Source organism: Pseudomonadota bacterium (assembly GCA_027620075.1).
Taxonomy (GTDB): domain Bacteria; phylum Pseudomonadota; class Alphaproteobacteria; order Rickettsiales; family UBA6187; genus 1-14-0-20-39-49.
Map to the genome: position 1 here is coordinate 184565 of JAQCEY010000002.1, position 23808 is coordinate 208372.

23 protein-coding genes and 1 tRNA gene are annotated in these 23808 nt (G+C 40.5%); 13 read left to right on the forward strand and 11 right to left on the reverse strand.

The features are described from left to right. The first annotated feature begins 140 nt into the window (after window positions 1–140). Window positions 141–878, forward strand: a complete 738-nt coding sequence (lptB, locus tag O2942_04005) for an LPS export ABC transporter ATP-binding protein (protein ID MDA0781412.1) — start codon at window positions 141–143, stop codon at window positions 876–878. Window positions 879–1131: 253 nt separating this feature from the next. Here lptB and O2942_04010 read toward each other — a convergent pair. The 4 genes from O2942_04010 to O2942_04025 all read right to left on the reverse strand — a co-directional run bounded on the left by O2942_04010 (window position 1132) and on the right by O2942_04025 (window position 4077). Beyond that, window positions 1132–1221, reverse strand: a tRNA-Ser gene (locus O2942_04010). A 96-nt stretch (window positions 1222–1317) separates the two neighbouring features. Continuing rightward, window positions 1318–2193, reverse strand: a complete 876-nt coding sequence (locus O2942_04015; GenBank protein MDA0781413.1) for a lauroyl acyltransferase — start codon at window positions 2191–2193, stop codon at window positions 1318–1320. Between the two features lie 41 nt (window positions 2194–2234). Next, entirely contained in the window at window positions 2235–3191 is a 957-nt protein-coding gene (gene lpxK, locus O2942_04020) for a tetraacyldisaccharide 4'-kinase (GenBank protein MDA0781414.1), read from the reverse strand. Window positions 3192–3288: 97 nt separating this feature from the next. Continuing rightward, entirely contained in the window at window positions 3289–4077 is a 789-nt protein-coding gene (locus tag O2942_04025) for a prepilin-type N-terminal cleavage/methylation domain-containing protein (GenBank protein MDA0781415.1), read from the reverse strand. Between the two features lie 118 nt (window positions 4078–4195). Here O2942_04025 and O2942_04030 point away from each other — a divergent pair, with 118 nt between their 5' ends. The 5 genes from O2942_04030 to O2942_04050 all read left to right on the forward strand — a co-directional run bounded on the left by O2942_04030 (window position 4196) and on the right by O2942_04050 (window position 10122). Next, window positions 4196–4741: a DUF3576 domain-containing protein gene (locus O2942_04030; GenBank protein ID MDA0781416.1), complete on the forward strand. Its 546-nt coding sequence runs from the start codon at window positions 4196–4198 to the stop codon at window positions 4739–4741. Between the two features lie 129 nt (window positions 4742–4870). After that, window positions 4871–7438 (forward strand): leucine--tRNA ligase, encoded by a 2568-nt coding sequence (gene leuS / locus O2942_04035; protein MDA0781417.1) that lies wholly within the window; start codon window positions 4871–4873, stop codon window positions 7436–7438. A 58-nt stretch (window positions 7439–7496) separates the two neighbouring features. Then, window positions 7497–7985: an LPS assembly lipoprotein LptE gene (gene lptE, locus O2942_04040; protein MDA0781418.1), complete on the forward strand. Its 489-nt coding sequence runs from the start codon at window positions 7497–7499 to the stop codon at window positions 7983–7985. 38 nt (window positions 7986–8023) lie between these two features. Then, entirely contained in the window at window positions 8024–9040 is a 1017-nt protein-coding gene (holA, locus tag O2942_04045) for a DNA polymerase III subunit delta (GenBank protein MDA0781419.1), read from the forward strand. A gap of 137 nt (window positions 9041–9177) precedes the next feature. Continuing rightward, window positions 9178–10122, forward strand: a complete 945-nt coding sequence (locus O2942_04050; protein MDA0781420.1) for a hypothetical protein — start codon at window positions 9178–9180, stop codon at window positions 10120–10122. Window positions 10123–10156: 34 nt separating this feature from the next. Here O2942_04050 and O2942_04055 read toward each other — a convergent pair whose 3' ends face one another. Continuing rightward, entirely contained in the window at window positions 10157–11614 is a 1458-nt protein-coding gene (locus O2942_04055; GenBank protein ID MDA0781421.1) for an NADP-dependent isocitrate dehydrogenase, read from the reverse strand. A 106-nt stretch (window positions 11615–11720) separates the two neighbouring features. Next, window positions 11721–12254 carry a TIGR00730 family Rossman fold protein gene (locus O2942_04060; GenBank protein MDA0781422.1) on the reverse strand — a complete coding sequence of 178 codons (534 nt, stop codon included), beginning with the start codon at window positions 12252–12254 and terminating at the stop codon, window positions 11721–11723. A gap of 150 nt (window positions 12255–12404) precedes the next feature. On the opposite strand from O2942_04060, the gene O2942_04065 reads away from it, so the two are divergent. Both O2942_04065 and O2942_04070 read left to right on the forward strand, forming a co-directional pair. Next, the gene (locus O2942_04065) at window positions 12405–13121 is read left to right on the forward strand and encodes a phosphatidylserine decarboxylase (GenBank protein MDA0781423.1); all 717 of its coding nucleotides are present in this window, start codon (window positions 12405–12407) and stop codon (window positions 13119–13121) included. Window positions 13122–13125: 4 nt separating this feature from the next. Beyond that, window positions 13126–13881: a phosphatidylcholine/phosphatidylserine synthase gene (locus O2942_04070; GenBank protein ID MDA0781424.1), complete on the forward strand. Its 756-nt coding sequence runs from the start codon at window positions 13126–13128 to the stop codon at window positions 13879–13881. A gap of 50 nt (window positions 13882–13931) precedes the next feature. On the opposite strand, the gene O2942_04075 is transcribed toward O2942_04070, so the two are convergent. Genes O2942_04075 through hslV form a run of 3 tightly spaced genes read right to left on the reverse strand, consistent with a single transcriptional unit; the run spans window position 13932 to window position 16316 of the window. Next, window positions 13932–14387 (reverse strand): hypothetical protein, encoded by a 456-nt coding sequence (locus tag O2942_04075; protein ID MDA0781425.1) that lies wholly within the window; start codon window positions 14385–14387, stop codon window positions 13932–13934. 10 nt (window positions 14388–14397) lie between these two features. Then, window positions 14398–15714, reverse strand: a complete 1317-nt coding sequence (hslU, locus tag O2942_04080; GenBank protein MDA0781426.1) for an ATP-dependent protease ATPase subunit HslU — start codon at window positions 15712–15714, stop codon at window positions 14398–14400. A 41-nt stretch (window positions 15715–15755) separates the two neighbouring features. Beyond that, window positions 15756–16316, reverse strand: coding sequence for an ATP-dependent protease subunit HslV (gene hslV / locus O2942_04085; GenBank protein ID MDA0781427.1), 561 nt, complete (start codon window positions 16314–16316; stop codon window positions 15756–15758). 188 nt (window positions 16317–16504) lie between these two features. Here hslV and hisB point away from each other — a divergent pair, with 188 nt between their 5' ends. From hisB to O2942_04105, 4 genes are all read left to right on the forward strand, one after another. Continuing rightward, the gene (gene hisB / locus O2942_04090) at window positions 16505–17092 is read left to right on the forward strand and encodes an imidazoleglycerol-phosphate dehydratase HisB (protein MDA0781428.1); all 588 of its coding nucleotides are present in this window, start codon (window positions 16505–16507) and stop codon (window positions 17090–17092) included. A 17-nt stretch (window positions 17093–17109) separates the two neighbouring features. Continuing rightward, window positions 17110–17487 carry a DUF2628 domain-containing protein gene (locus O2942_04095; protein ID MDA0781429.1) on the forward strand — a complete coding sequence of 126 codons (378 nt, stop codon included), beginning with the start codon at window positions 17110–17112 and terminating at the stop codon, window positions 17485–17487. A 92-nt stretch (window positions 17488–17579) separates the two neighbouring features. Beyond that, a complete protein-coding gene (hisH, locus tag O2942_04100; protein ID MDA0781430.1) occupies window positions 17580–18212 on the forward strand; it encodes an imidazole glycerol phosphate synthase subunit HisH in 633 nt (210 codons plus the stop codon). A 42-nt stretch (window positions 18213–18254) separates the two neighbouring features. Then, window positions 18255–18812 carry a GNAT family N-acetyltransferase gene (locus O2942_04105; GenBank protein MDA0781431.1) on the forward strand — a complete coding sequence of 186 codons (558 nt, stop codon included), beginning with the start codon at window positions 18255–18257 and terminating at the stop codon, window positions 18810–18812. A 37-nt stretch (window positions 18813–18849) separates the two neighbouring features. Here the strand turns inward: O2942_04105 and O2942_04110 are convergent, their stop codons facing one another. Continuing rightward, the gene (locus O2942_04110; protein MDA0781432.1) at window positions 18850–19836 is read right to left on the reverse strand and encodes an OmpA family protein; all 987 of its coding nucleotides are present in this window, start codon (window positions 19834–19836) and stop codon (window positions 18850–18852) included. A gap of 111 nt (window positions 19837–19947) precedes the next feature. Further along, complete coding sequence (locus O2942_04115; protein MDA0781433.1) at window positions 19948–22329, reverse strand: xylulose 5-phosphate 3-epimerase; 2382 nt, start codon at window positions 22327–22329, stop codon at window positions 19948–19950. 217 nt (window positions 22330–22546) lie between these two features. Here O2942_04115 and O2942_04120 point away from each other — a divergent pair, with 217 nt between their 5' ends. Further along, complete coding sequence (locus O2942_04120; protein MDA0781434.1) at window positions 22547–23743, forward strand: hypothetical protein; 1197 nt, start codon at window positions 22547–22549, stop codon at window positions 23741–23743. Window positions 23744–23808: the final 65 nt, after the last annotated feature.

The window sequence follows — 23808 nt, forward strand, 5'->3', positions numbered from 1 at the left end:
CAAAGCCGGACGAGACGCACGACGAGCCTCCTCAGATAATCAAGTTTGAAAACTTGAAGAAAGATTCCCCGTCAAAAGAAAATATTTATTCTATCGGCAAGAAGTCGGACGAGAAGAAGAAGCCCAAAAAACCCAAATTAATTGCTACAAATCCCAAAAAAGGTTTGCATATTTGCAATTTAGGTAAGTCATATGGTGACAAGCCTGCCGTGCGTGACGTATCTATGGTATTAAACCGTGGTGAGGCAGTCGGCTTATTAGGGCCCAACGGTGCCGGTAAAACTACGTCATTTTATATGATAATGGGTCTTATCCGCCCTGATTACGGCACTATATCACTTGACGGTACGGATATAACCAACCTTCCCGTTTACCGCAGGGCTAGAATGGGTATAGGCTATCTTCCACAGGAAGCATCTATATTCCGCGGCATGACGGTTGAAGAAAATATACTTTCGGTTTTGGAGATATCCGAGCCGGTTTCGGAAAAAAGGTCTGCAGAGCTTGATTCGCTACTTGGTGAATTTTCGATAACGCATCTTCGCCGCTCTCCGGCAATTGCTTTATCAGGCGGTGAGCGTCGCCGTGTCGAGATTGCAAGGGCACTTGCGAGCAACCCTTCATTTATACTGCTTGACGAGCCGTTAGCCGGTATTGATCCGGTTGCCGTAGCCGATATCAAAGAGTTGATATCGCACTTAAAGAACAGGGGGATAGGGGTGCTTATCACCGACCATAATGTTCGTGAGGCGTTAGACCTTATCAACCGTGCTTATATTATCCATGACGGCAAGGTGTTGATGGAAGGCACTCCTGCGGAGATTGTCGGCAATAAGGAAGTGCGCAGAGTATATCTTGGCGATAAATTCAGCCTTTAAGTTTATGCTTTTTGTCATTTTGAACTCATTTTAGCACTTATTGCTTTTGAAAAATACTAAATAATCCTCATCTCTCCGGTTAACCGATTGCATTCAATTTTTATATTTTAGGGGTATAATTGTACCCCTATTTATCCCCCCCTGCACCCCAAGATTATATAAGTCAAAATAGGACAACATAGAACTAAAGATACGGACAATATCTATATATCAAGGAAAATCGGACTAACTAGGACTAAGTAAAACCAAAAGATGGCGGTGAGGGTGGGATTCGAACCCACGGTACGATTGCTCGCACGCCGGTTTTCAAGACCGGTTCCTTAAACCACTCGGACACCTCACCGGAAAATGGCTATCAAAATAAAAAGGAAAGCTGCTTTTAACAGATAGCTATATTTTATGCAAGCTCTTTTGAATGGATTTGTTAATGTTCTTAAACTTATTCTTTAGGCCATCTGTTATGCACCCAGAACCACTGGCTTGGTTCCTGCCTTACCCAGCCTTCCAAAATAGAATTTATCCTTATCATGGCAAGCCGGATATCTTTATGTTCATTGCCGGTATTATCGACTTTAAACGGCTCGTAGACTTTAACCTTGAACTTTGCACCGCCCACCCTTCTAACGTGCAAAGGAATTAGCCGACATTCATATTTAAGTGCAAGGTTAGCTATTGCAGGAGCCGTCATTGCGTCCCGTCCGAAGAACGGCACGGGAATACCGTCATTTTGCTTCTGGTCAACTAACATACCTATATGCTTGCCCTCTTTTATGGCTTTTATTAGCATTCTTGCACCTTTAGTGCCTTTAGGCATGCAACCTTCCTGATAATTGCCTCTAACGTCTAAAATAAGCTTATCCAGATACGGATTATTGGATTTTCTATATACAAGATTTACTGACGGACAACCTTTTTCGAATATAGTTTTCGGTACTATTTCCCAATTTGCAAAATGTCCTGAGAAAAATATAGTGGTTTTACCTGACTCACCGGCTTTTTTAATATGCTCGGCTCCTTCGACCTCAACTATTTTTGCAAAATCATCTTCTTTAAATGCCGCCATGTGCGGAAACTCACCGGCCACACGTCCAAGATTATCCCACATTTTTAGTATGGTATCTTCAACCTGTTTATCGGTAAAATCGGGGAAGGCGTTTTTAATATTACGCCTTGCAACCCTGTTCACTTTTAACAGCTTACCAAGATTCCTGCCTATAAAGCCCCCTATTGAGGACGCTGTACCGATAGGCAATATCTTAAAGAAGCCGTATAATAGCTTTACTATGCCGTATTCTAGCAGGTGTTTTATCTTCAAGGCACTTCTCTCCGATTTTACTATCAGGAATACTACAAAAATTAAAAGATACTTTCCAGTATTTTCCTTATTTCCTGCTCTTTTTCAAACTCAATAGATATAGGCAAGGTTTCAATGTCCTTTTTGTGAACGTTAGAAAGACGGACATAATCTTTTTCGGTAGTTATAAGTTTGGCGTTCCAGCTTTTTGCCAGATTCCTTAAATCGTCAATATCCTGTTGTTTATAGTTATAATGGTCGGGAAACTCTTTTTTCTCCCTGACATTATAGCCGTTTTCTACAAGTGTATTGAAAAATTTATCAGGATTGCCAAGTCCGCAGAATGCAACATATTTATCGGTTTTTTTATCATGTTTTTTTGCTTTTATCTTGGCCTTGATGATTTTTTTATCTTCAAGCTTCGATAAAATATATTTTTTATCATCACCGATGAACACCACTGCATCAACCTTACTAAGCCCGCTTTTCAGGCTTTCTCTCAAAGGACCGGCCGGAATGATATAGCCGCTGCCGATACCGTAGCTACCGTCAATTACCAGTAGCGACATGGTTTTTTCAATGGTAGGGTTTTGCAATCCGTCATCCATTATTATTACGTCAAAATCCTTTTCGCACGCAAGTTTTCCCCCTGTAACACGGTTTTTTGAAACTATGGTTGTAGCAACACGACTGAGCAATATAGGCTCGTCGCCCGTATCCTTTGCTTTATGTATATCGGGATTCACTATCGTAGTAACCCTTAAAGTGCCTCCGTACCCGCGAGTTAAAAATACGGGTTTCTTCCCCATATCGGTTATTATCTTGGCGATTGCTATGGCAGTAGGGGTTTTTCCGGCACCGCCAACCGTCACGTTACCTATGCAGATAACAGGCTTGGAAGGCTTATACGGTCTACTAGCCGCATTCCTAATGAAGCTTATCAACTGATATATAATACTAAACGGAAAGAGTAGAAAATTATAAAGTGATACTTCTTTCCAGAAAGACGGTTGTTTCATATTTCTTTAGAAATTTACATTATTTTTACAAAGCATGTACATCTTGTAGTTAATAATTGCAAGTAATTAACATAAAAATTATTACGGATATTACCAACTAGTAAATTTCGAAAATATACATGGCATGACATGCGGTTCTTTTGTTACTAAGTAAATATTCTCCGTTGGCAGCCGTCAGGCAGTTGCCATAATTGCTGCTCCACGCCCTATAGGCAAGAAAGCTGCCTTCAAGCGGTATGCCGTCATCAATTTTTGTATCTATAGCATGATATAGTGCCGGCGTTCCTGTTCCTACATCATCGTTAAAATCATGACAATGCGGCATATTTTGAAGGTTTCCCGCATGTAGATTCAAAGCGACTCTGGCTCTGATGGTTTGTGAATTTTGAAATTCAACGGTATAATTATCCCCTCCGAAAACACCACCGGGCAAGCCGCCTGATGCACCCATGCCTTTCTTAGGGTCTGTTATTAAAGAGGGATAGCCGACATTAATTTGTGGTATAGGCTCATACTTACGATCTGTCAAACCTGCCAGATATAGGTGGTAAAAGAAAATAAGATCTTCGCTATTGTTAACGCAATGTAAGTTATCTATCGAATTAAACCCCGAAATATCCCCTATTGCCGAATTCCCGTTGCCGTTCGGTACGGCAGCTCCCCAGTACTTAGATGCGTCTTTAAAATCACCCGGTATTGCATTGAACCTATATTTAAATGCTTCATAGGCAAGTTTATATTTTTCCAGCTCTGATATCTGTGTTCTTATTTTTGCCTGTTCAACGATAATATTTGAGCTTATTATGCCGGCTGTTATAATAGCTACTATCACTATAACGATAGATAGCTCGACCAGAGAAAAACCATTTGATTTTTTTACTAACATACAATGCCTTATTGTATGTTATACCCTAAAACGACACATTTTGCAAAGATATTGTTGTTATTCACGCCGTAAAAATTATAATGACAAAAAAGCAAAATATTATTATAAGAAGTTTGTTATGAAAAAATTATACACAATAAAAACAATTATCATTTTGAGTGTTTTAGCTATTTTAGGGGGCTGCTCAAAGGATCTTGATGTTCAGGCACAATATCCTAAGTCACAGGAAGATGAAAGACGTGTCCGTGCCGGCAAGCTGACCGGTGAAGGCGGCTTAAAGCTGTTTGGCGGGTCGTCTGATAATGAAGGCGGCAGTGGTTCGGGTTCTAATGTCGGCATAGGTATCAATAGTTATCTGTGGCGTGCTACGTTGGATACTCTGTCTTTTATGCCACTTGCTATAGCTGACCCTTTTGGCGGTGTGGTTACTACCGAATGGTATGAGGACGCTGACGCTAAAGGTGAAAGGTTTAAAGTTAATGTGCTTATCCTAGACCAAACGCTTCACGCAAATGCACTTAAAGTGTCGGTTTTCAAGCAGAACAGGATTAACGGGGAATGGCGTGATGCTAAACCTAATCAAAAACTGATAATAGACCTTGAGAACAAAATACTTACAAGTGCAAGGAATTATAAGGTTGAGAAAGAATCTCAGGGTTCTTAAATGAAAACTATACGCATTCCACGCAAATAAAAACATTGTTACACCAAACACCGTTTCAGGTGTCTTATTTAAACAAACTAAGGTGCTGAAATAAGTTCGGTATGGCAACTAAAAGAAAGGTCAAAAACTATGGCTGATTCCATAGAAAATTATAATGTACGCATAACCGAGAGTAAGTGGCAGCAAAAATGGGACGAGGCAAATTCCTTTTGTGTATCTGATGATAAGGATAAGCCTAAATATTATGTTCTTGAGATGTTCCCATATCCTTCGGGTCGTATCCATATGGGGCATTTGCGAAATTACACTATAGGCGATGTGATTGCCCGTTATAAAAAGGCACAGGGCTTTAATGTTCTTCACCCTATGGGTTGGGACGCATTCGGTCTGCCTGCTGAAAATGCTGCTATTGAAAATAATGTTCACCCCGCAAAATGGACTATATCAAACATTGATTATATGCGTGGTCAGTTAAAGAAAATCGGATTTTCATATGACCGGTCAAGAGAGTTTGCCACCTGCACGCCTGATTACTACAAGCACGAACAAAAAATGTTCCTTGATTTTGTTAAAAATGATTTAGCTTATCAAAAAGAGGCGATGGTCAACTGGGATCCTATAGATAACACGGTTCTTGCTAACGAGCAGGTAGTAGACGGTCGTGGCTGGCGTTCGGGAGCAATTGTCGAGCGTAAAAAGCTGCGTCAGTGGTTCTTGCGTATTTCCGATTCTGCCGAGGAGTTGTTACAATCCATCAAAACATTGGACGGCTGGCCTGAAAAGGTGCGTATTATGCAAGAACGCTGGATTGGCAAGTCCGAAGGATTGCGGATTTTCTTTGATATTGAGGGCGAAAGCGAGAAACTGGAAGTTTACACCACTCGTCCAGATACGATATTCGGTGCGGCATTTTGTGCTATTGCGGCTAACCACCCTATTGCTATCGAGATAGCTAAAAATAATCCTGATGCCCTGAAATTTGCAGAAGAATGCAACAAGCTGGGCATGGCTGAGGAAATAATAGAAAAAACTGAAAAACTTGGTTTTGATACGGGTTTGAAGATAGTTCACCCGTTTGATGAGTCTATAAAGCTGCCTTTATATATTGCCAACTTCGTATTAATGGAATATGGCACGGGTGCAATATTCGGTTGTCCTGCCCATGACAGGCGTGACCTTGAATTTGCCCGCAAATATGATTTGCCTGTAACTGCGGTAATATCACCGGACGGTAATAGTGATTTTTCCGTTGCAAATGAAGCCTATACGGGCGACGGTACGCTTATAAACTCCTCTTTTTTGAACGGCATGAGCGTTGCCGATGCAAAATCCCGTATAATTGATGAAATAGAGAAAAAAGAACAGGGTCGGCGGACTACAAACTATCGCCTACGTGACTGGGGAGTTTCCCGTCAGCGTTATTGGGGCTGCCCGATACCTATGATTTACTGCGGTGATTGCGGTACTGTGCCTGTCCCTGAAGAGCAATTGCCTGTTGAGCTACCTGAAGATGTGACCTTTGACAAGCCGGGTAATCCGCTTGACCGTCACCCCACTTGGAAACATGTTAAATGCCCTGCGTGTGGCTCAGACGCTTTGCGTGAAACCGACACTTTCGACACATTCTTTGAATCATCATGGTATTTTGCCCGCTATTGCTCACCTGAATATGATGGCGGACTAGATAAGGATTTATGCGATTACTGGCTACCTGTTGATCAGTATATAGGCGGTATTGAACATGCGGTGCTGCATCTTTTATATGCAAGATATTTCACATTAGCCCTGAACAAATGCGGATATTTAGGCGTAAAAGAGCCGTTTAAAGGCTTATTGACGCAAGGCATGGTCTGCCATGAGACTTATCAGGATAAGAACGGCAAGTGGTTATTGCCTGATGATGTAGTAAAAGAAAAGGGTGACGCAAAACATATTAAAACCGGCGAGCCCGTCACTGTAGGGCGTTCGCAAAAAATGAGCAAATCCAAGAAGAACGTCGTTGACCCTACCGTTATAGTTGACGCTTATGGAGCGGACACCGCAAGGTTGTTTATGCTCTCTGACAGCCCTCCTGAGCGTGACCTTGAATGGTCTGATTCAGGCGTGGAAGGTGCGTATAAATACATTAACCGCCTGTGGAAAATGGCATCTAGCCTTAATAATGAACTAAGCGGCAAGGAAACTAATAGCGATTTTGAACCTGACGGAAAATTGTTAGATGTTAAAAAGCAGATTCACAAGACCATTGAAGGTGTTACCGATGATCTGGATAATTTCCGCCTTAATAAAGCGGTTGCAAGAATCCGTGAATTAACTAATACTTTAAGCGATATTAAGTCTGATGATGAAAGGTCGCTTGCCATTATTAAAGAGGGTATGGAAACGGCTATATTGCTGTTTGCTCCGATGATTCCGCATTTGTCCGAAGAGCTGTGGAGCTTGCTGGGTAACGGTAAAATGGCGATAGACACCCCTTGGCCTGTGGCAGACAAGAAATATCTTGTTGATGATACGGTTACTATTGCCGTACAATTGAACGGCAAGCTGAAAGCTACCATTGAACTTGCTAAGGACGCTCCGAAAGAAAGTGCTGAGAAAAGTGCGTTGGATAACCCTAAGATAAGGGAAGCTTTGGCAGGTAAAGAGATTCGTAAAATAATTGTAGTACCAAACAGGATTGTAAATGTCGTTGCTTAAAAACTTTAAAAAAATAAATTCATATATTAATTCCCTCTCTCTATCGGAGATTGTTAGGGTGAGGTCAGTTGCAATGACTTTATCGGCATTTATAACCGCCTCATGCGGTTTTACACCCATATATAAGACGGTGGACGAAAACGGTAATGCGGCAATGAATCTTGCAGCAGTAAAAGTTGAATCATCGCATGACCTGATGGGACAGTTTTATTCTAACAGGCTGACCGACTTACTTAACCCTGCCGCTGTTCAGGTAGAGCCGCAATACCGTATGACAACCACCCTGAGCAAGAGCAAAACACCTCTTGCTATTCAGCAGGACAGGACGATTACCCGTTATAAGATTGTTGTTTCAGTCAATTACCGGTTGGTGGATATAAATAGCGGCAAGGTAATAGACGAAGGCAATTTAAGACGTGAAGGCGGTTATGACAAGGTAGATTCCGATTATGCGACTTATATCTCCGATGAGGACACCACAAGGCGTATTATAAAGGAACTGGCTGAAGATACACGTATAAGGATAATGGCAATTCTGGTGGAATAGTCCCATTGTACATTTGTACTTAAATAAGTATATAAAAAATGAAAATACAGCCTGCAAAGATTCAATCATTCATCAAAAATCCCGACAAGGGAATTGATTATATTCTGGTTTACGGTCCTGATGCCGGTCTTGTAAGCGAATATACAAAAACAATCGCAAAAACCGTATTAGATGACCTAAATGATCCGTTCCGTGTTGCCGATCTTTCATTTGACAGGCTGAAAGATGAGCCTTCTATTTTGGCAGATGAGATTTCAGCTATAAGTATGATAGGCGGCAGAAGGCTGGTTAAAGTGACCACCACATCAACTTCCCTGCCTAAGGAGCATGCCGATATTTTACAATCGGTAAAAAGTGAGGCTCTGGTTATTTTTTCCGCCGGCGATTTGCCTGTTACATCTACTTTAAGGAAGTTCTTTGAAAAAGAACAAAATGCAGCGGCTATTGCCTGTTATAAAGATGACAGCCGTTCTATAGCTGCGGTAATAAATGAAAAATTTGCTAAGTATAAGATAAAATGCGAGCCTGATGTCGTGCCGTATTTGTGTGGCAGTTTTGCCGGTGACCGCATGATAATCTTAAGTGAAGTTGAAAAACTTATAACCTATATGGGTGAAGAACAACATATAAAGCTCGAAGATGTGCAAAACTCCGTAAAAGACAGCAGCGAGTTTTCTTTAGACGAGCTTTGCAATGCCTTTGCTTCTCGCAATCCTCGTCAGACGGATTTACATATGACCAAAGCTTTATCCGAGGATATTGCGGTAATTATGATAATACGCAGCCTGCTACGTTATTTTATGCGCCTACAGGAAGCAAGGAACAAAATTGATTCGGGTATGAATGACCAACAGGCAGTTTCATCTTTGCGTCCGCCGGTGTTTTTTAAGCAGGTTCCGATATTCAAACAGCATCTAAATAGCTGGCGTAGTAATGACATATCACGAGTGATTAAGCAGCTAATCGAGCTTGAAATAGACTGCAAAACTACAGGCAACCCTGCCGAACTTCTTTGTCAGAGATTATTATTGGTATTACCGCTTGCCGTTAGGTGAGGATAAGAAATGCCCGAAATGGGAATAAATATATAACACCATTGCCATATATTAATTACTAAGATATAATTAACACTGCCTTAATAAGTTAATAAATACTCGGTATTTTAATTGTGGAGTAAAAAGGAGTTCTAAGCATGCCAACTGAAAAAAATAGCAAAATTGTAAACGGCAACCCGGTTGAAATAACATCTTCAAATGATAAACTTACAGATGCTCAACTTCAAAAAAATTATGAAGCGTCAAGAAATCAATTTAAAGAAAAATATGGGGTAGACTTTAATAATGTAAAAACCCGTGCAAAACGAGAAAAAGATGTAAAAAGCACAAAAGAACTTGTCGGTGAAGGAAAGAAACATTCGAAAGACGAATTTCAGCAAGATTTTAACTCATTAAAAGAAGCATTTGTAGCAAAAGGTTCATCATTTAAATTTTCCGACTTAGAAGCATATTCGAACGAACTTACAAAGCAAAAGTTTTTAGAGCCTGAGAAAGAAATAGTAAAAGAGAAGACACCGACACAAAAATTTTTGCAGAAAGCAAGAGCAACAGGAGGGGAACTAGCTCAAAAACTCCAACAAAGAGGAAAAACAGAGGCAACTCACGTAACTCAAGGTACTAGTTATGATAACTTATATACTAAGGAACAATTTGAGGAATATCAAGCTAGTAATCAAGTTTTAATTGATAAATACGGTATAGATATTGCTAGCAACACAAAAATGACCGATAAACAAGTTAAAGAGCAACTTATACCAAAATTAAAAAATGCACTTGAGCCTGAAGGAAGTTCACCGGAACAAATTCAAAAAAATAAAGTGCAATTTAAAAAAGATCTCGACAAACACAAAGCGGCGTTTACCGAACGATTTAGTGAACCGGATCAACTAAGTACAATTTCAAGACTTGAAAATAGTGAATATCTCCAAGAAATCAGGGAACAAAAACCTGATACTCCGTCAAAAGCGGCAAGCACAAGTCCAAAAGCAGCCAAACAGCTTGAAGGCATTGAAAGAAATACCGGCAACGGTTCCGACAACAAATCGTTTGCAAGTAGAACTCAAAGCCGGAACCAAAGGTAATAACTTCAACCTTACTTTGTCGGTAAAAGTTATATTACTCTCCATGTGCCGGTGAGAAGCTAGGGACATCGTTAAATGTGTACAGGTTTTCGGTTTTTATAAAATCAAAACCGTTTTCCTGTAATGCGTCAAGTAGCCGTATTATCTGACCATGCGAGCTTTTTTTTACCTCACCCAAGGGGAAGAAACGTCCCCACCAAAATTCGTCCGCTATAGGCATAGAGCCGCCTTTATTAGGCCATACTTTTAATCCCCTGCTGCCTATCATCTGTAATTTTAGGTCGGTATTTTCAACTACTTTCAGAAGAGCCGCCGCCAACTGTTCCGAATCACCTTTAGTCCAGTCAAAAAATACATCGACACCTATCAGTTTTTTCTCTTCGATATTTCTGTTAAATGTAACTTTCACATTAGAAATATTTGTAGCGGCATACATATAATTTGCAGGAGCAAGCTTTTCAGGCTTCTTGCCCAGACGTGCGATAACTGCCTTTGTAAACTCCTCGGTATTAACCTTCTGATAGCTTACACCCTCATTGTAAATATCAGCGGTGTGGATACCGTCTTCAATCGTCCTGAGGAATGCATTCCTGATTTTCTCGGCAATATTGGGTTGCCCTATATGTACAAGCATCATAACGGCAGCATTTAACAGACCCGAAGGGTTTGCTATGCCTTTACCCGCAATATCCGGGGCAGAGCCGTGTACGGCTTCAAACATAGCAAATTCATCACCGATATTTGCACTTCCTGCCAGACCTGCCGAACCCGATATTTCCGCCACAATATCGGATATTATATCCCCGTACATATTTCCTGTTACAATTACGTCAAAATCTTCAGGGTGGCTAGACAATCTGGCTGAACCCGTGTCAACAATAAGGTGGTCGTTTTCAATATCGGGGAAGAATTCGGCAGCCTCGTTAAAGACTCTACGGAACAAGCCGTCTGTCATTTTAAGGATATTATCCTTACTAAAGCAGGTTACTTTCTTACGTCTGCCGGCAACTGCATATTCAAAGGCAAATTTATTTATTTTTTCACAGCCCCTTCCGGTTATTACCTTTAAACTCTGACAGGTATTTTGTGTTTGCCTGTATTCGATTCCCGTATAAAGCCCTTCTTCGTTTTCACGTATAACCACAACATCAAGCTTAGGGTGTTTAGTGTTCACATAAGGGGCATAAGATACGCAAGGACGTACATTAGCGTAAAGACCTAAAACACGACGTAAGGTAATGTTAACGCTTTTATATTCTCCGCCTTGGGGGGTTGTTATCGGTGCTTTTAATAATATCTTGTTTCTTCGGATTATATTCAGGCATTCATCGGGTATTCCCGATTTAAAGCCCCTTTTATGTGCCCTTTCCCCGATTTCTACGGCATCAACGGTTATTGCCGCTCCTGCTTCTTTTAATATAAGTATGGTAGCTTCCATTATTTCAGGTCCGATACCGTCACCATATGCTACCGTAATATTTGTACTAGTCATTTTTATGCCTTTTACTAGTTTTCAATACCGGTGATTGTCGTCAACTACCTACGCTTTATAAAATTTATTACTTTTCACCGATGCTGAACATACTGACATTTAAATCTTAAAGTTTAGTAAATATATCTTCAATATTATCGACAATGTCATATAATCGGCGTGTTTTTTGACCTGCAAAGCCAAGATCCATGAACTGCTCGGTAAGCTTTATCCAATTGTCCCAATACCCTTTATAGTTGTAAAGAACTATCGGTTTATCGTGGGTATGTAGTTGTTTCCATGTTATTACCTCAAAGGTTTCGTCCATAGTCCCGAATCCGCCCGGCAATATAATAAAAGCATCCGATTTATTGAACATGGTCATTTTACGGGTATGCATGTCATCAACGGTTATAAGCTCGGTCAGACCGATATGCTCTCTTTCCAGACCGTCTAGGACTCTTGGGAAAACACCGGTTACAGTGCCGTCATTTTCTAAAGCGGCATTTGCCGTAGCTCCCATTAGACCGCAGTCGCCGGCTCCGAACACCATATGGTATCCGTTATCTGCTATTAATTTACCTACTTTTCTTGCTTCTTCAATATAATCCCCGCTTACATTATTACTTGCCCCACAAAAGACACAGACCGACTTCTTCATTTTTATAAAAACCTACTTAAAATTTATATTAATTGATGAATTGGTATAATGATTTACAAGTTTTGGCAATATTTTATTTCCTTATCGGGATTAATATAGTATTAGTTTTATTCTTTATAGTGATTTAAAACTTATTGAGATAATGCAAAGATGGGTTCTAAAAATCTTTTTAATCTGATACTTGATTCAATTCCTCCTATACACAAAGAAGGTTATAATTTTATTGCCATATTTGCGGTTACAACGCTTCTTCTTTTGATTATAGCACCCGCTTTTTTCGGTTTTTTAGGAATTGTAGCTACTATATGGTGCGCGTTATTTTTCCGTGATCCGCAAAGAGTGGTTCCTGTAGGCGATAATTTTATTATCAGTCCGGCAGACGGAATAATTTCCAAAATAGAAACCGTTTCTCCTCCCGAAGAGCTTGGTATAGGCAATGAGGAGGTTATAAGGGTAACGGTATTTTTGAATGTCTTTAACGTTCACATTAACCGTTTTCCGGTGACAGGCGAGGTTACCGGACTTAACTATCACCCCGGCAAATTCTTAAGTGCCAACCTTGATAAGGCAAGCGTTGAAAATGAACGCCAGTCGGTTGTTATAAAGACCAAAGAGGGCGGTCATACGGTAGTATGCGTGCAGATAGCAGGATTAATCGCACGCCGTATCGTGTGTTATTTGGAAGAAAAACAGGAAATGCAGGCAGGGGAGCGTTTCGGTCTGATACGTTTCGGCAGCCGTGCAGACATTTACCTTCCGGCAGGAGTTAACCCCAAAGTGGTTGAGGGACAAACTGCTATAGGAGGCGAAACCATAATTGCCGATCTGAAAAGCAAGGCTACGGCGAGAAAAGGCGAAGTAAGGTAAATATATGCCAAGCTCGAAAAAGTCTAATCCTAACGAACAATATCCTATCGTAAAACTTTTGCCGAATCTGGTAACTATAGTAGGCTTGTGTTTCGGCTTGTTTGCATTGAAATTCGCCATACTTGAACGCTGGGAGTTAGCTGTAGGGTTAATAATTATAGCTACATTCATTGACGGCATTGACGGGCGTGTGGCAAGAATGCTAAATGCGTCCAGTGACTTTGGGGCTCAGTTGGATTCTCTGTCAGACTTCTTCAATTTCGGGGTTGCACCTGCTTTGGTGCTATATTTATGGATAGGGCATGAAATAAAAGGACTAGGCTGGGCTGTAGCTTTATTCTTTATCATCACACAAGCATTACGTCTTGCCCGCTTTAACACTTCGCTGCATGACGATAACCATAACGACAATTATTTTTATGGCGTACCCGCACCTTGCGGTGCCGGTTTAAGCCTACTTCCCATGATTATAACGTTTTTCTTTAATGAGCATTTTGACGGGCAGGCTTTATTTGAAATTACCCCGATGACGGTAATTATATATATGGCGATTATCGGTATTTTAATGGTAAGTAGCGTTCCTACTATTTCGGTAAAAAAGGTCATTATACAAAAAAGGTTCGCATCTCTCTTTCTGGCATTCGGAGGATTATTTGTCATTGCACTTGTTACCGAGCCTTGGATAACATTACCGTTAATAGGAGTATTCTACCTTGCTACAATTCCTTTCAGCATCTTTTGCTACTACAGGAAATCCTAGGTTTTTAATCTGATATTACAAAAAATTCCACTAATTCCAAAATGCCGATTTTAGTAAAAAATTATAGTTACCGGCTTACCCCATAACATTATTTCATCGGACTCACCGGGGTTTTGTAAGTATCTTAGTTCTATTTCGAAACTATCATTTGTTGTAGCTACGACATTTTTGTTAAATTTTGAGTTTTTGGTATTACTAAAATTTATGCCACGGCTTTCCGAACTAAATTGTTTTGCGGCATCTTTTTTTAAAAATATTATACCGAGATATTTTTTCTCACCGATATCGTCAAAATAAGAAATTATAGGGGTTTTGATAGTAAAATCGCCGCCTTTTTCTGCAATTATGCTGATATTTTCCTTATCTTCAATAGTGTTTAATTTGTCATTTAATGCCGACATAAGATTAACTAGCTCTTTATTATTTTCTTTGGCGTTGCTAACCGACGGCAAAACGGACACAGTTGCACTCAATAAGAACACCATGAGCATAGCTTTTATTTTCATTTTAGCCTCATTACAAAATAAATTTGGAAAGGTCTGAATTTCGGACGAGGTCGCCAAGCTGTTTTTCGACATATTTGTCGTCTACCTGTACCGCACTTCCTTCATATTTATCACAGTTATAGCTTATATCTTCCAATAATTTTTCCATTACGGTATGCAGCCTTCTTGCTCCTATATTTTCAACGTTTTTATTTGATTCCGTAGCTATTCGGGCAATCTTTTCAATTCCTTCCTTGCTAAAGCTCAACTCAACATTTTCTGTTGCCATTAATGCCTCATATTGCTTTAACAGGCTTGATTCGGGTTCTTTTAGGATACGCACCATATCTTTTTCCGTTAAAGCGTTCAGTTCAACCCTGATAGGCAGTCTTCCCTGTAATTCGGGCAACAGGTCGGACGGGCTTGAAAGGTGGAAGGCACCCGATGCAACAAAAAGTATATAGTCGGTCTTTACCAATCCGTATTTAGTAGATACGGTAGTTCCTTCAATCAGAGGCAGCAAGTCACGCTGTACGCCTTCACGGCTTACTTCTCCACCCCTTGAATCCGAACGAGCCGTTATCTTGTCCATTTCATCAATGAACACTATTCCGTAATTCTCAGCCAATATCAACGCATCTTTGATAATCTTATCTTCATCGATAAGCTTGTCGCTTTCTTCATTCATAAGTATTTCATATGACTCGTCTACGGTCATTTTTTTAGTAACGGTACGCCCACCCATTGCCTTCCCTAGCAAATCACCGATATTCAATACGCCCATCTGGCTTCCGGGCATTCCGGGAATATCAAAAGATGACATGGCAGAGGACTGCGTTTCTGCAACGCTTATTTCAACCTCCTTATCGCTAAGCTTGCCGTCATGCAGTTTCTTGCGGAATTTTTCTCTTGTATCTTCCGATGCATTTTCGCCTACAAGCGAATCCAATATACGTTCTTCTGCGGCAAAATGGGCTTTTTCCTTTACTTCCTTACGCATTTTGTCACGGATAAGAGTAACGGCACTTTCTACCAAGTCCCTTATTATCGAATCTACATCACGTCCTACATACCCTACTTCCGTGAACTTTGTTGCCTCTACCTTTAAGAAAGGCGAGCCGGACAGCTTTGCGATACGCCTTGCTATCTCGGTTTTACCCACGCCTGTAGGACCTATCATAAGAATGTTCTTAGGCAATATTTCTTCTTGCAAAGCCCCTTCAACTTTTCTTCTACGCCAACGGTTACGCAATGCTATGGCAACGGCTTTTTTTGCATCGTCCTGACCGATGATATATCGGTTAAGTTCCTTTACTATCTCTTTAGGAGTTAAATTCAGGTCGCTCATTAATTTTCTCTTTCTTTATTTTTAGGATATTGCGATGGGTTTTATTTTGTTGTTTTTAAACTTTCAATAGTGACATTATGGTTTGTGTATATGCATATATCACCTGCTATTTTCATAGCTTTTTTAGCTATTTTTTCAGCGTCCATTTCTTTTATGTCAACTAATGCTCTTGCGGCTGCCATAGCGTAATTTCCGCCCGACCCTATAGCAAGTAAGCCATCATCAGGCTCAATTACATCACCCGTACCCGACATAATAAGTGAAACTTCGGAATCTACCACAATCATCATGGCTTCCAGCCTGCGTAGATATCTGTCGGTTCTCCAGTCTTTGGCAAGCTCAACACAGGCACGTTGTAACTGGTCAGGGTGTTTTTCCAGTTTTTGTTCAAGCCTTTCAAACAGGGTAAAAGCATCTGCGGTAGCACCTGCAAAACCTGCTATTATTTTTCCGTTAGCAAGTTTACGTACTTTTTTAGCGGAATTCTTCATAACGGTATTGCCTAGCGAAACCTGTCCGTCACCCGCCACTACTACTTTATTGCCCTTACGCACTGAAACTATCGTAGTGCCGTATATTGTATCGGGTTTATGATTAATCATGAGAGAAGACCTTTTTGTTATTTTAACTATATATGTAGTGGCTTTGAAATAAATTTCAAGGTTTGAACTATATTTCGTATTAAACAATATGTGTTATAGTTGTAATTTTTTAATATTTAATATATAAGATTGTTAAACTTTAGTATAATTAATTATATTTTATTTCATTGTTGAAAAGGATAAAAATTTTGAGAACCGCTTCTGTAAAAAGACACACAAAAGAAACTCAAATTGAAGTTGAGATAAACCTTGACGGGAAAGGTAAATACGAGGTTTCCACAGGGATCGGTTTTCTTGACCATATGCTTGAGCAGCTTTCACGCCATAGTTTAATGGATTTGAAGGTTCAGGCAAAAGGTGATTTGCATATTGATTTTCACCACACAACCGAAGACACGGGCTGGGCAGTCGGCGAGGCATTTTCTAAAGCTTTAGGTGATAAAAAAGGCATCACTCGTTACGGTCATGCTTATATCCCTATGGACGAAACATTAAGCCGTGTTGCACTTGACCTTTCCAACCGTCCTTACCTTATCTGGAATGTCGGTTTTAGCAAGGATAAGCTAGGCGATATGGATACGGAACTGTTCCGTGAGTGGTTTCAGGCATTCTCCCAAAGTGCCGGAGCTACTCTGCACGTTGAAAATTTGTACGGCGACAATAACCATCATATAATAGAATCATGCTATAAGGGGCTTGCCAGAGCGATTAGAACGGCTATTGAGATTGATCCCCGTAAATCCGATGAAGTTCCATCGACAAAAGGAGTCTTATAATTTTAAGGATATGCAAAATGAAACTTTATAATGTTTATTTAAAGAAAGATTCGGATAATCCGGCAGAATCCGTTAAGATAATTCAGGAACGCGGCTTTAATATATGGGCGGGTATCCTCCATGTTATATGGGCGTTATTTAATAGAATGTGGTTCGTAGCTGCCGTACTTTTCATAATAATGGCAACTATGGCTTATATATCTACGTTGAATGTTCTTGCCTATGAAGCCGTTATATTTATGAGGATAGGGTTCTTTGCATGGGTCGGTTTTTCGGCAAATGACTGGCTTTGTCAAAAAGCTGAACAGGACGGCTATGTCTTAATTGATATATTATCTGCCGAAACCGTTATTAAGGCTCAGAAGAAATACACCGAATCTTGCGTTGCACAATAACTTTTCGTGCATTTATCATGTCAAAACTGGCAATTTTTGTATAAATAGTGTACAATTCTTATATAAATAATATTTAGTCTTTAGGAATATTGATGTCACAAATAACTATAATTGATTATGGCTCGGGAAATCTTCACTCTATAGCGAAGGCTTTTGAAAAAGAGGCAGGTTCCCGCAAGCTGAAAGTTGTAATATCCGACAAGGCAAGTGATGTTGATAAGGCAAGCCATATAGTCCTGCCCGGAGTGGGAGCTTTTGGCGATTGTATCAAGGGTTTGCAGGGTTTGGACGGCATGATGGAATCTTTGCATGAGAATGTGCGTTTGAAGAAAAAGCCGTTCATGGGCGTTTGTGTCGGTATGCAGATGCTTGCCGATGAAGGTATGGAGAACGGCTCTCACAAGGGTTTGGGCTGGATATCAGGTAAGGTTTTACCGCTTAAACCTTCTGACGCTAATTTAAAGATACCGCATATGGGCTGGAACGAAATAAGGATAGAGCAGGAACATCCGGTATTAGAAGGGATAAGTTCGGGTGACCATGTTTATTTCGTGCATTCATATCATTTTGATTGCACGAACAAAAATAATGCTTTAGCCTCAGTTGATTACGGACAAAGAGTTGTGTCGGTGATAGCTAATGACAACATTGTTGCCGCACAGTTCCACCCTGAAAAAAGCCAGCAGGTAGGTCTGAAATTTATATCTAACTTTCTTAATATGTAATGGAGAAACCGAAGAGGCAATGTAAAACCGAAAGGAGGTTATATGGCAGATGCAATAAAAAAGGACGCAAATATCATACTAATTGAAAAGATTAGTGAGTTTAAGAACACTGACTTGGAAGACATCTGCGATGCTACCGAAAGTACCATTATAGACAATAAAGGCAGTTTCAATATCGGTTTGAAGCGTTCGGAACCTCCGGTCAGGGAGCGTCTTGAGCAATATTGGAAGGGAGTGCTTCTTGTACCGCAAAGAGAGCTTTTTGTCGGTCGTCTTGACGGCACGATATCTTCTTCGATACAGCTTATAAAGCCCGGCCCGAATAATCAGACTTCCGGCTTCACATGTTGGGTAGACCAGCATTTCGTAGCACCGTGGGCAAGAGAACACGGACTGGCAAAATCCCTGCTTAAAGCTGCTGAAAAAGAGGCTAAAGCACTTGGTCATACCGTTATGCGTCTGCGTGTTAACGCCACATTGCAAAGTGCTGTTCATATGTACGAATCATGCGGTTTCGTGCGTTGGGGTACGCTGGACAAGTTCGAGATAATCGACGGCAAAATGACCGCCGGACATTATTATTATAAGGATATAAAATAAATTCCATTCAGGCGAAAACGCTATAATTGAATATAAACTACCTCATTCCCGGATAGAATTTATTATCAAATTCAAAGGTTATTTGAACATATCTGTTACGCACGTCTTTATTTATCTTCCCCGGATTCTCACGCGGTTTGTTTTCGCCATATGCTTTAACATCAAGCAGTTTTGCATCAACCCCGTGTTCATTTATAAGATAATCGGCAGCCGCCTGTCCTCTGGCAAGTGCAAGTTTCATGTTATACTCGTCACTCCCGACAAGGTCGGTATTTCCTCTTAAAATGACCTTTCTCGGATTGAACAGGTCAATATCCTTTGCGACTTTGTCTAAGATGCTTTTTGCGGTGATACCGAGCTTGGTGCTATCGAATTTAAAGAACAGCAGAGAATATTCCGGCAGTTGCTTCAGCATTTTTTTCTGTTCGGCAAGAGCCTTTGAAAGTACAAGCTTATGGTATGCTTCCATTTTTCTTTTTTCAGCTTCTATTCTTGCCGTTTCCTTTTGTTTTTCAATACGCCTTATCTCTGCCAAAGCGTCCTTTATACGCCCCCTAACCTTATTGAATTCATCTTGGCACGGTAGTACGTCCTGTCCTTTTATTTCTTTCTGTGCTCTGACGTCCTCTTGGTCGGACCAGCAGTCAAACATAAGCTGCGCTCTTGCCGATTCTTCAGGAATCATTTCTTTAGTACCGTTTACAAAAGCAGCCTCAAGGAAATATTTTGACCCCAATAGCCCGTTCAGCCTTGCAATCGGTATTTCCTTATCGAACAGATTTTCCATATCCGGAGCAAGGCTCTGAGTAGTTACCAGAGCCTTTCTTCCATACGTATTGGCTTTTTTAAAGTTCTTTTTGCTTATCTCGTAATCGTAAAATTCAAGATATCCCATACGTAGAGTTTCAAGAAAAGGATCGTGAGCGACCGTTTTTTTTCGTACGGACGAAACATCTATCGGCTTAACGGTATTGCATGCTTGTAGCAGGATAGCTAAAACTATTATGAACAAAGTTTTATTCATATATCACTCCAAAATTGTATCTCGGGAACATTTTTACAATTAATTATTAAAAAATTCAAGGATAAACAATATTGAAGTAGCCATAATCCGTTATTTTTACTTGGAAAAGACCTAGAATATCACGCCGCAAGGTGACATTATATTCCTGACCGCCCGATATTCCTGTGGTGTAAGGAGCATTTCGGGGTTTATATCGTTATGTATGGCAACTTCCTGCACAACATGCGCCCATGAGCATTTATTAACGAACAGCATGCCTTCTATATCCAAAGTTCCGCCTTCCCCTATAAACCCCATTGTCGAGCAACTCCGCCCCATTAACACCGGTTGCATTATACCGGTTATAAGCTCGGGTCTGTTATGCGTCATGACTATAACTTTTCTTGCAGAGAATGGGAAAAGCTTATCCACTATCTTTTTCGGTGCCTGATGTTTTTCTTCACCTTTATTACGTGGTTTCCTGAACTTACCCGGTTCTATTATATAGCTTGTAACATGCGGTATTTTTTTCTCTGTCAGCCTTTTTGAAGCTTTTATTGCTTCTTTTAACTGATATGCACCCATTACCACAAGAGCAACTTCCGCCTTTGTAGGAAGGAATTGTGCCTGTTTAACACTTATTCCGCCATCATGCATTAGTTGTTTAGCCTCATCTTTAGAAAAAATCAGTTCCAAATCATGCTTCGGTGCGACAACAGTCCATATCTGTCCTTGAGTTTTATATACCTCGTCCATAACAGCCAGAGTGCTATTATAGTCGGCAGGATAAATAACCCTTGATATATCTGAGGTTTCACCAAGCATAGACTCACTCATTGACGGGTCTTGGTGCGATAGTTCGTTTTTGCTGTTTTCCCATGTGTTTGATGTCATAACTACAGGCACTGAAAGCCATTTTGCTTTTTTGCCGTGGTCTTTCATATGTTTTGAAAAAATGATTTCCTGCCTTGCCTCACCGAACATCTTTGAGCCGAACGCTTCATATGTAACTATTATATTGATACCGCCCTTATTACCGAAGGCGGCACCTGCTACGGCTTCTTCGTTCAATGCCGTAATCACATTACCCAGCGTAGATTCATGCGAAGCCCCTTCTGCCTCTACCACCCTGAATTTCAGTTCTTCCAAAGTATCGTCCATTTTATTAGACAACATTTCATCGGGGTTACCGACCCTTGGGCGTAAATGTTTATTATCCTGCAAGGTAAGTACGAATGCGGTGTCGATAGCGTCCATAGGGCCGGCTTTTTTACCTGCTTCAACCCTCTTCCATGGCAGTACGGTTGATTTTTGCAATGAAACGTCACGGTTTGCTATAGGATTGTCTTTTTCTTTAAGCCTATCGGTTTTTCTGTGGTTGGATAGGCAGCTTGTAGCCTCACTAAGATCCATTGAGTCAACAAATAGCTTAGCACAATGTATATTGAACCTTTCTGCGGCAACTACATCATATCTTGGATTTTTGACCAACGGCAGGTTATGGGCAAAATTCGTACCTTCGTTATAAAAACCCGCACCTTTTGGAGCTACTGCTACACCATACGGTATTTTTATTTTATATTTGTTTATATTATCGAGGTTGGCAACATTGCTGAGCAGACGTTTTTCCTGTTCCAAAATACACCATGCAAAAGCGGCAGGATCACGCCCGTCAAAAATAATAGGCTCGAAATCGTGTAGTTTCAGATATTCGGCGAACCACTCCGCACCGCCTTCCTGCTCCATTGTTGACCTTTGGTCTATCCTTCTGCCGTTAGATATCATTATCGGGCATATAAGACCGGAATCCTCGGCTCTCCACCATCTTGAAGTCCAGTCCGAACCTTTTTGTTCTTCGAAGGCTCCGTCACTTAAAAAAGCTACCAGCCTTTCGCCCAAAAGAGGCATATGGGCATATTGTAATGATGCAAACCCAAGATATCCGCCTTCTAAGTGTCCGCCGCCCGTATTTGCGTTAACGTGGCTGCCAAGGGGTGATTCCTGCACTCCTCTATCATTTATCTTATATGAATAAAAATCACGGCAGAACTTTGATAATGCCTTATCGTCATAGCAGTAATGCTTTTTATGGGCTTCCGTCATATTGTCCAGCAGCAGGTTGACCGAATCAATTGCAGACACGGCGTGTCCTTGCTCCATAACCCATGCTCTGGTAAAATTAGAAAGAGCGTTAGCCAGCATATATCCGACATAGGCAGGTATCATATTCAATGTTCCGCCTAAATGTCCCTGCGGGTCTTTCTTAAAGTCACTTAAGGCTAACTTCCTGCCGTCGGTGTAGACATTTTTTGCGTAGACCTGATGCACACTAAGCCACATAGCAGCATTAGCGACCTTGTCCGCTGATGAAAGCATTTTATAAAATGTCTGTTTATCTATATTGATATCTTTAAGAAGCTCCTTGATATGCAGCTTTGTAATCTGCTCGTGTTTGATAACCCCGTATCCGCTTAGCCATGTCCTTTCTTCTGTAGTCATATCTTCGTCGATCATATCGTATATTCCCAAATACCTTTCTTAACACATTATTGATAATAGCACGTTTTTATTAACAACCGGTAAAAAAATATTTTTATTTGCGAATTTCTAAATGATTAATTTCTTAACTATATGGTTGACCCAAAACTTGAAACATGTTATATTTTAATACAGTAATGTTACATATTATGACACATTAATGTTTACAATAAAAAAAGTGGGGGTATCCGTAATGGCATTTTATACAAGAAAGCCTTTAGGTTCTTTAAAACTAATTTTTACATTTTTATCAGCTATATTTATATCATTCGGCAAACCCACTATATCTTTTGCCGCTACGGAAGCATTCCTTAATTTTGATGATATAGTTAGTGAAGGTAGCGGATCATCGGGAATAGATGTAAGAGATGACGGAAAAATAGTAAATTATAAACCGGGCGACTGGTTTTGTATTGATATCGGAAAATCATTAGGTAATGATGCGGAAATTCGTATAAAGCTAAAAAGGCTGGAATCCAAAAGCGGTTCTATTTCAGTTAAACGCCTCACAAGTAACGGCACTACTTTGGGAACGGTAAACATTTCCAATATAAGTCGCAGTAGTTACCAATGGACTTCAAAAGTAAAATTGGGTGGAACGAGCCAGAAAGTGCTTTGCTTTGTTCTAAACGGTGCCAGAGTGCAAATCGAAAATATAGCCGTTACCCGTAATGACGATGACGGCAGTAGTGGCGGTGGAAGCGGAAGTGACGGAGGAAGCGGAAGCAATATCCAACATATGGGAACAAATGTAAAGTATGAGAAAGGTGATATTTCTATCAAAGCCCATTCTAGTACTCGTCCGGACGATTTATTATTGCTATTTGTTCACAGAACGGACGGTCCTGTTTTGAAAAGCAGTTTTAACGGCTGGAAATTTTTGGTAAAATGTGAGAAACATCCGACCAATTTTAACCAAAACGATACTCATTGCGATCACAACGGCACAAACACCGACCTTGGTCAAACGATATTTTGGAGAAAAGCGGATTTCTCAGGCGAAAAGACTTATAATATTGACATGAGCGGTAGTAAACCGACATGGGCAATGATAACCACGCTTAGAAATGCCAATACCGACAATCCTATGAGAGACTCTAAGACTTTAGGCTGTGATGGCACAAATAAAAGTAAATTTCCTTCTGTAAATGCAAAGAAAGGTGATTTACTGGTAATGTCTCAATCATTTGACGATAAAGTTTCAAAAGATAAGTTCGGAGCACCTAGCGGAGCTACAACCCGTGGGTATGTCGCAGGTTCTGATGAGGCAGGCTTTCTGTACACCAAGCCTGTCACTAAAGACGGCAGCACAGGTAGCCAGACAACTACAGGAAGCGGGGCTTCATCATGTAAGGACGGTCTTATATCTTTAACCATAAGAGATAAATAATTATCCGTAACTAAAAAACCGCCCGTTAAACCGAGCGGTTTTTTAGTATAAAAGACTTTTTCTAA

Bases quoted from the DNA above. Each gene is read 5' to 3' on its own strand.
- hisH (MDA0781430.1), top strand. From the start codon at position 17,580: ATGTCACAAATAACTATAATTGATTATGGCTCGGGAAATCTTCACTCT.
- hslU (MDA0781426.1), bottom strand. From the start codon at position 15,714: ATGAGCGACCTGAATTTAACTCCTAAAGAGATAGTAAAGGAACTTAAC.
- O2942_04060 (MDA0781422.1), bottom strand. From the start codon at position 12,254: ATGAAGAAGTCGGTCTGTGTCTTTTGTGGGGCAAGTAATAATGTAAGC.
- leuS (MDA0781417.1), top strand. From the start codon at position 4,871: ATGGCTGATTCCATAGAAAATTATAATGTACGCATAACCGAGAGTAAG.
- O2942_04110 (MDA0781432.1), bottom strand. From the start codon at position 19,836: ATGAATAAAACTTTGTTCATAATAGTTTTAGCTATCCTGCTACAAGCA.
- lpxK (MDA0781414.1), bottom strand. From the start codon at position 3,191: ATGAAACAACCGTCTTTCTGGAAAGAAGTATCACTTTATAATTTTCTA.
- O2942_04115 (MDA0781433.1), bottom strand. From the start codon at position 22,329: ATGATCGACGAAGATATGACTACAGAAGAAAGGACATGGCTAAGCGGA.
- O2942_04075 (MDA0781425.1), bottom strand. From the start codon at position 14,387: ATGAAAATAAAAGCTATGCTCATGGTGTTCTTATTGAGTGCAACTGTG.
- holA (MDA0781419.1), top strand. From the start codon at position 8,024: ATGAAAATACAGCCTGCAAAGATTCAATCATTCATCAAAAATCCCGAC.
- O2942_04095 (MDA0781429.1), top strand. From the start codon at position 17,110: ATGAAACTTTATAATGTTTATTTAAAGAAAGATTCGGATAATCCGGCA.
- O2942_04030 (MDA0781416.1), top strand. From the start codon at position 4,196: ATGAAAAAATTATACACAATAAAAACAATTATCATTTTGAGTGTTTTA.
- O2942_04065 (MDA0781423.1), top strand. From the start codon at position 12,405: ATGGGTTCTAAAAATCTTTTTAATCTGATACTTGATTCAATTCCTCCT.
- O2942_04025 (MDA0781415.1), bottom strand. From the start codon at position 4,077: ATGTTAGTAAAAAAATCAAATGGTTTTTCTCTGGTCGAGCTATCTATC.
- hslV (MDA0781427.1), bottom strand. From the start codon at position 16,316: ATGATTAATCATAAACCCGATACAATATACGGCACTACGATAGTTTCA.
- O2942_04120 (MDA0781434.1), top strand. From the start codon at position 22,547: ATGGCATTTTATACAAGAAAGCCTTTAGGTTCTTTAAAACTAATTTTT.
- O2942_04070 (MDA0781424.1), top strand. From the start codon at position 13,126: ATGCCAAGCTCGAAAAAGTCTAATCCTAACGAACAATATCCTATCGTA.
- O2942_04055 (MDA0781421.1), bottom strand. From the start codon at position 11,614: ATGACTAGTACAAATATTACGGTAGCATATGGTGACGGTATCGGACCT.
- O2942_04105 (MDA0781431.1), top strand. From the start codon at position 18,255: ATGGCAGATGCAATAAAAAAGGACGCAAATATCATACTAATTGAAAAG.
- O2942_04050 (MDA0781420.1), top strand. From the start codon at position 9,178: ATGCCAACTGAAAAAAATAGCAAAATTGTAAACGGCAACCCGGTTGAA.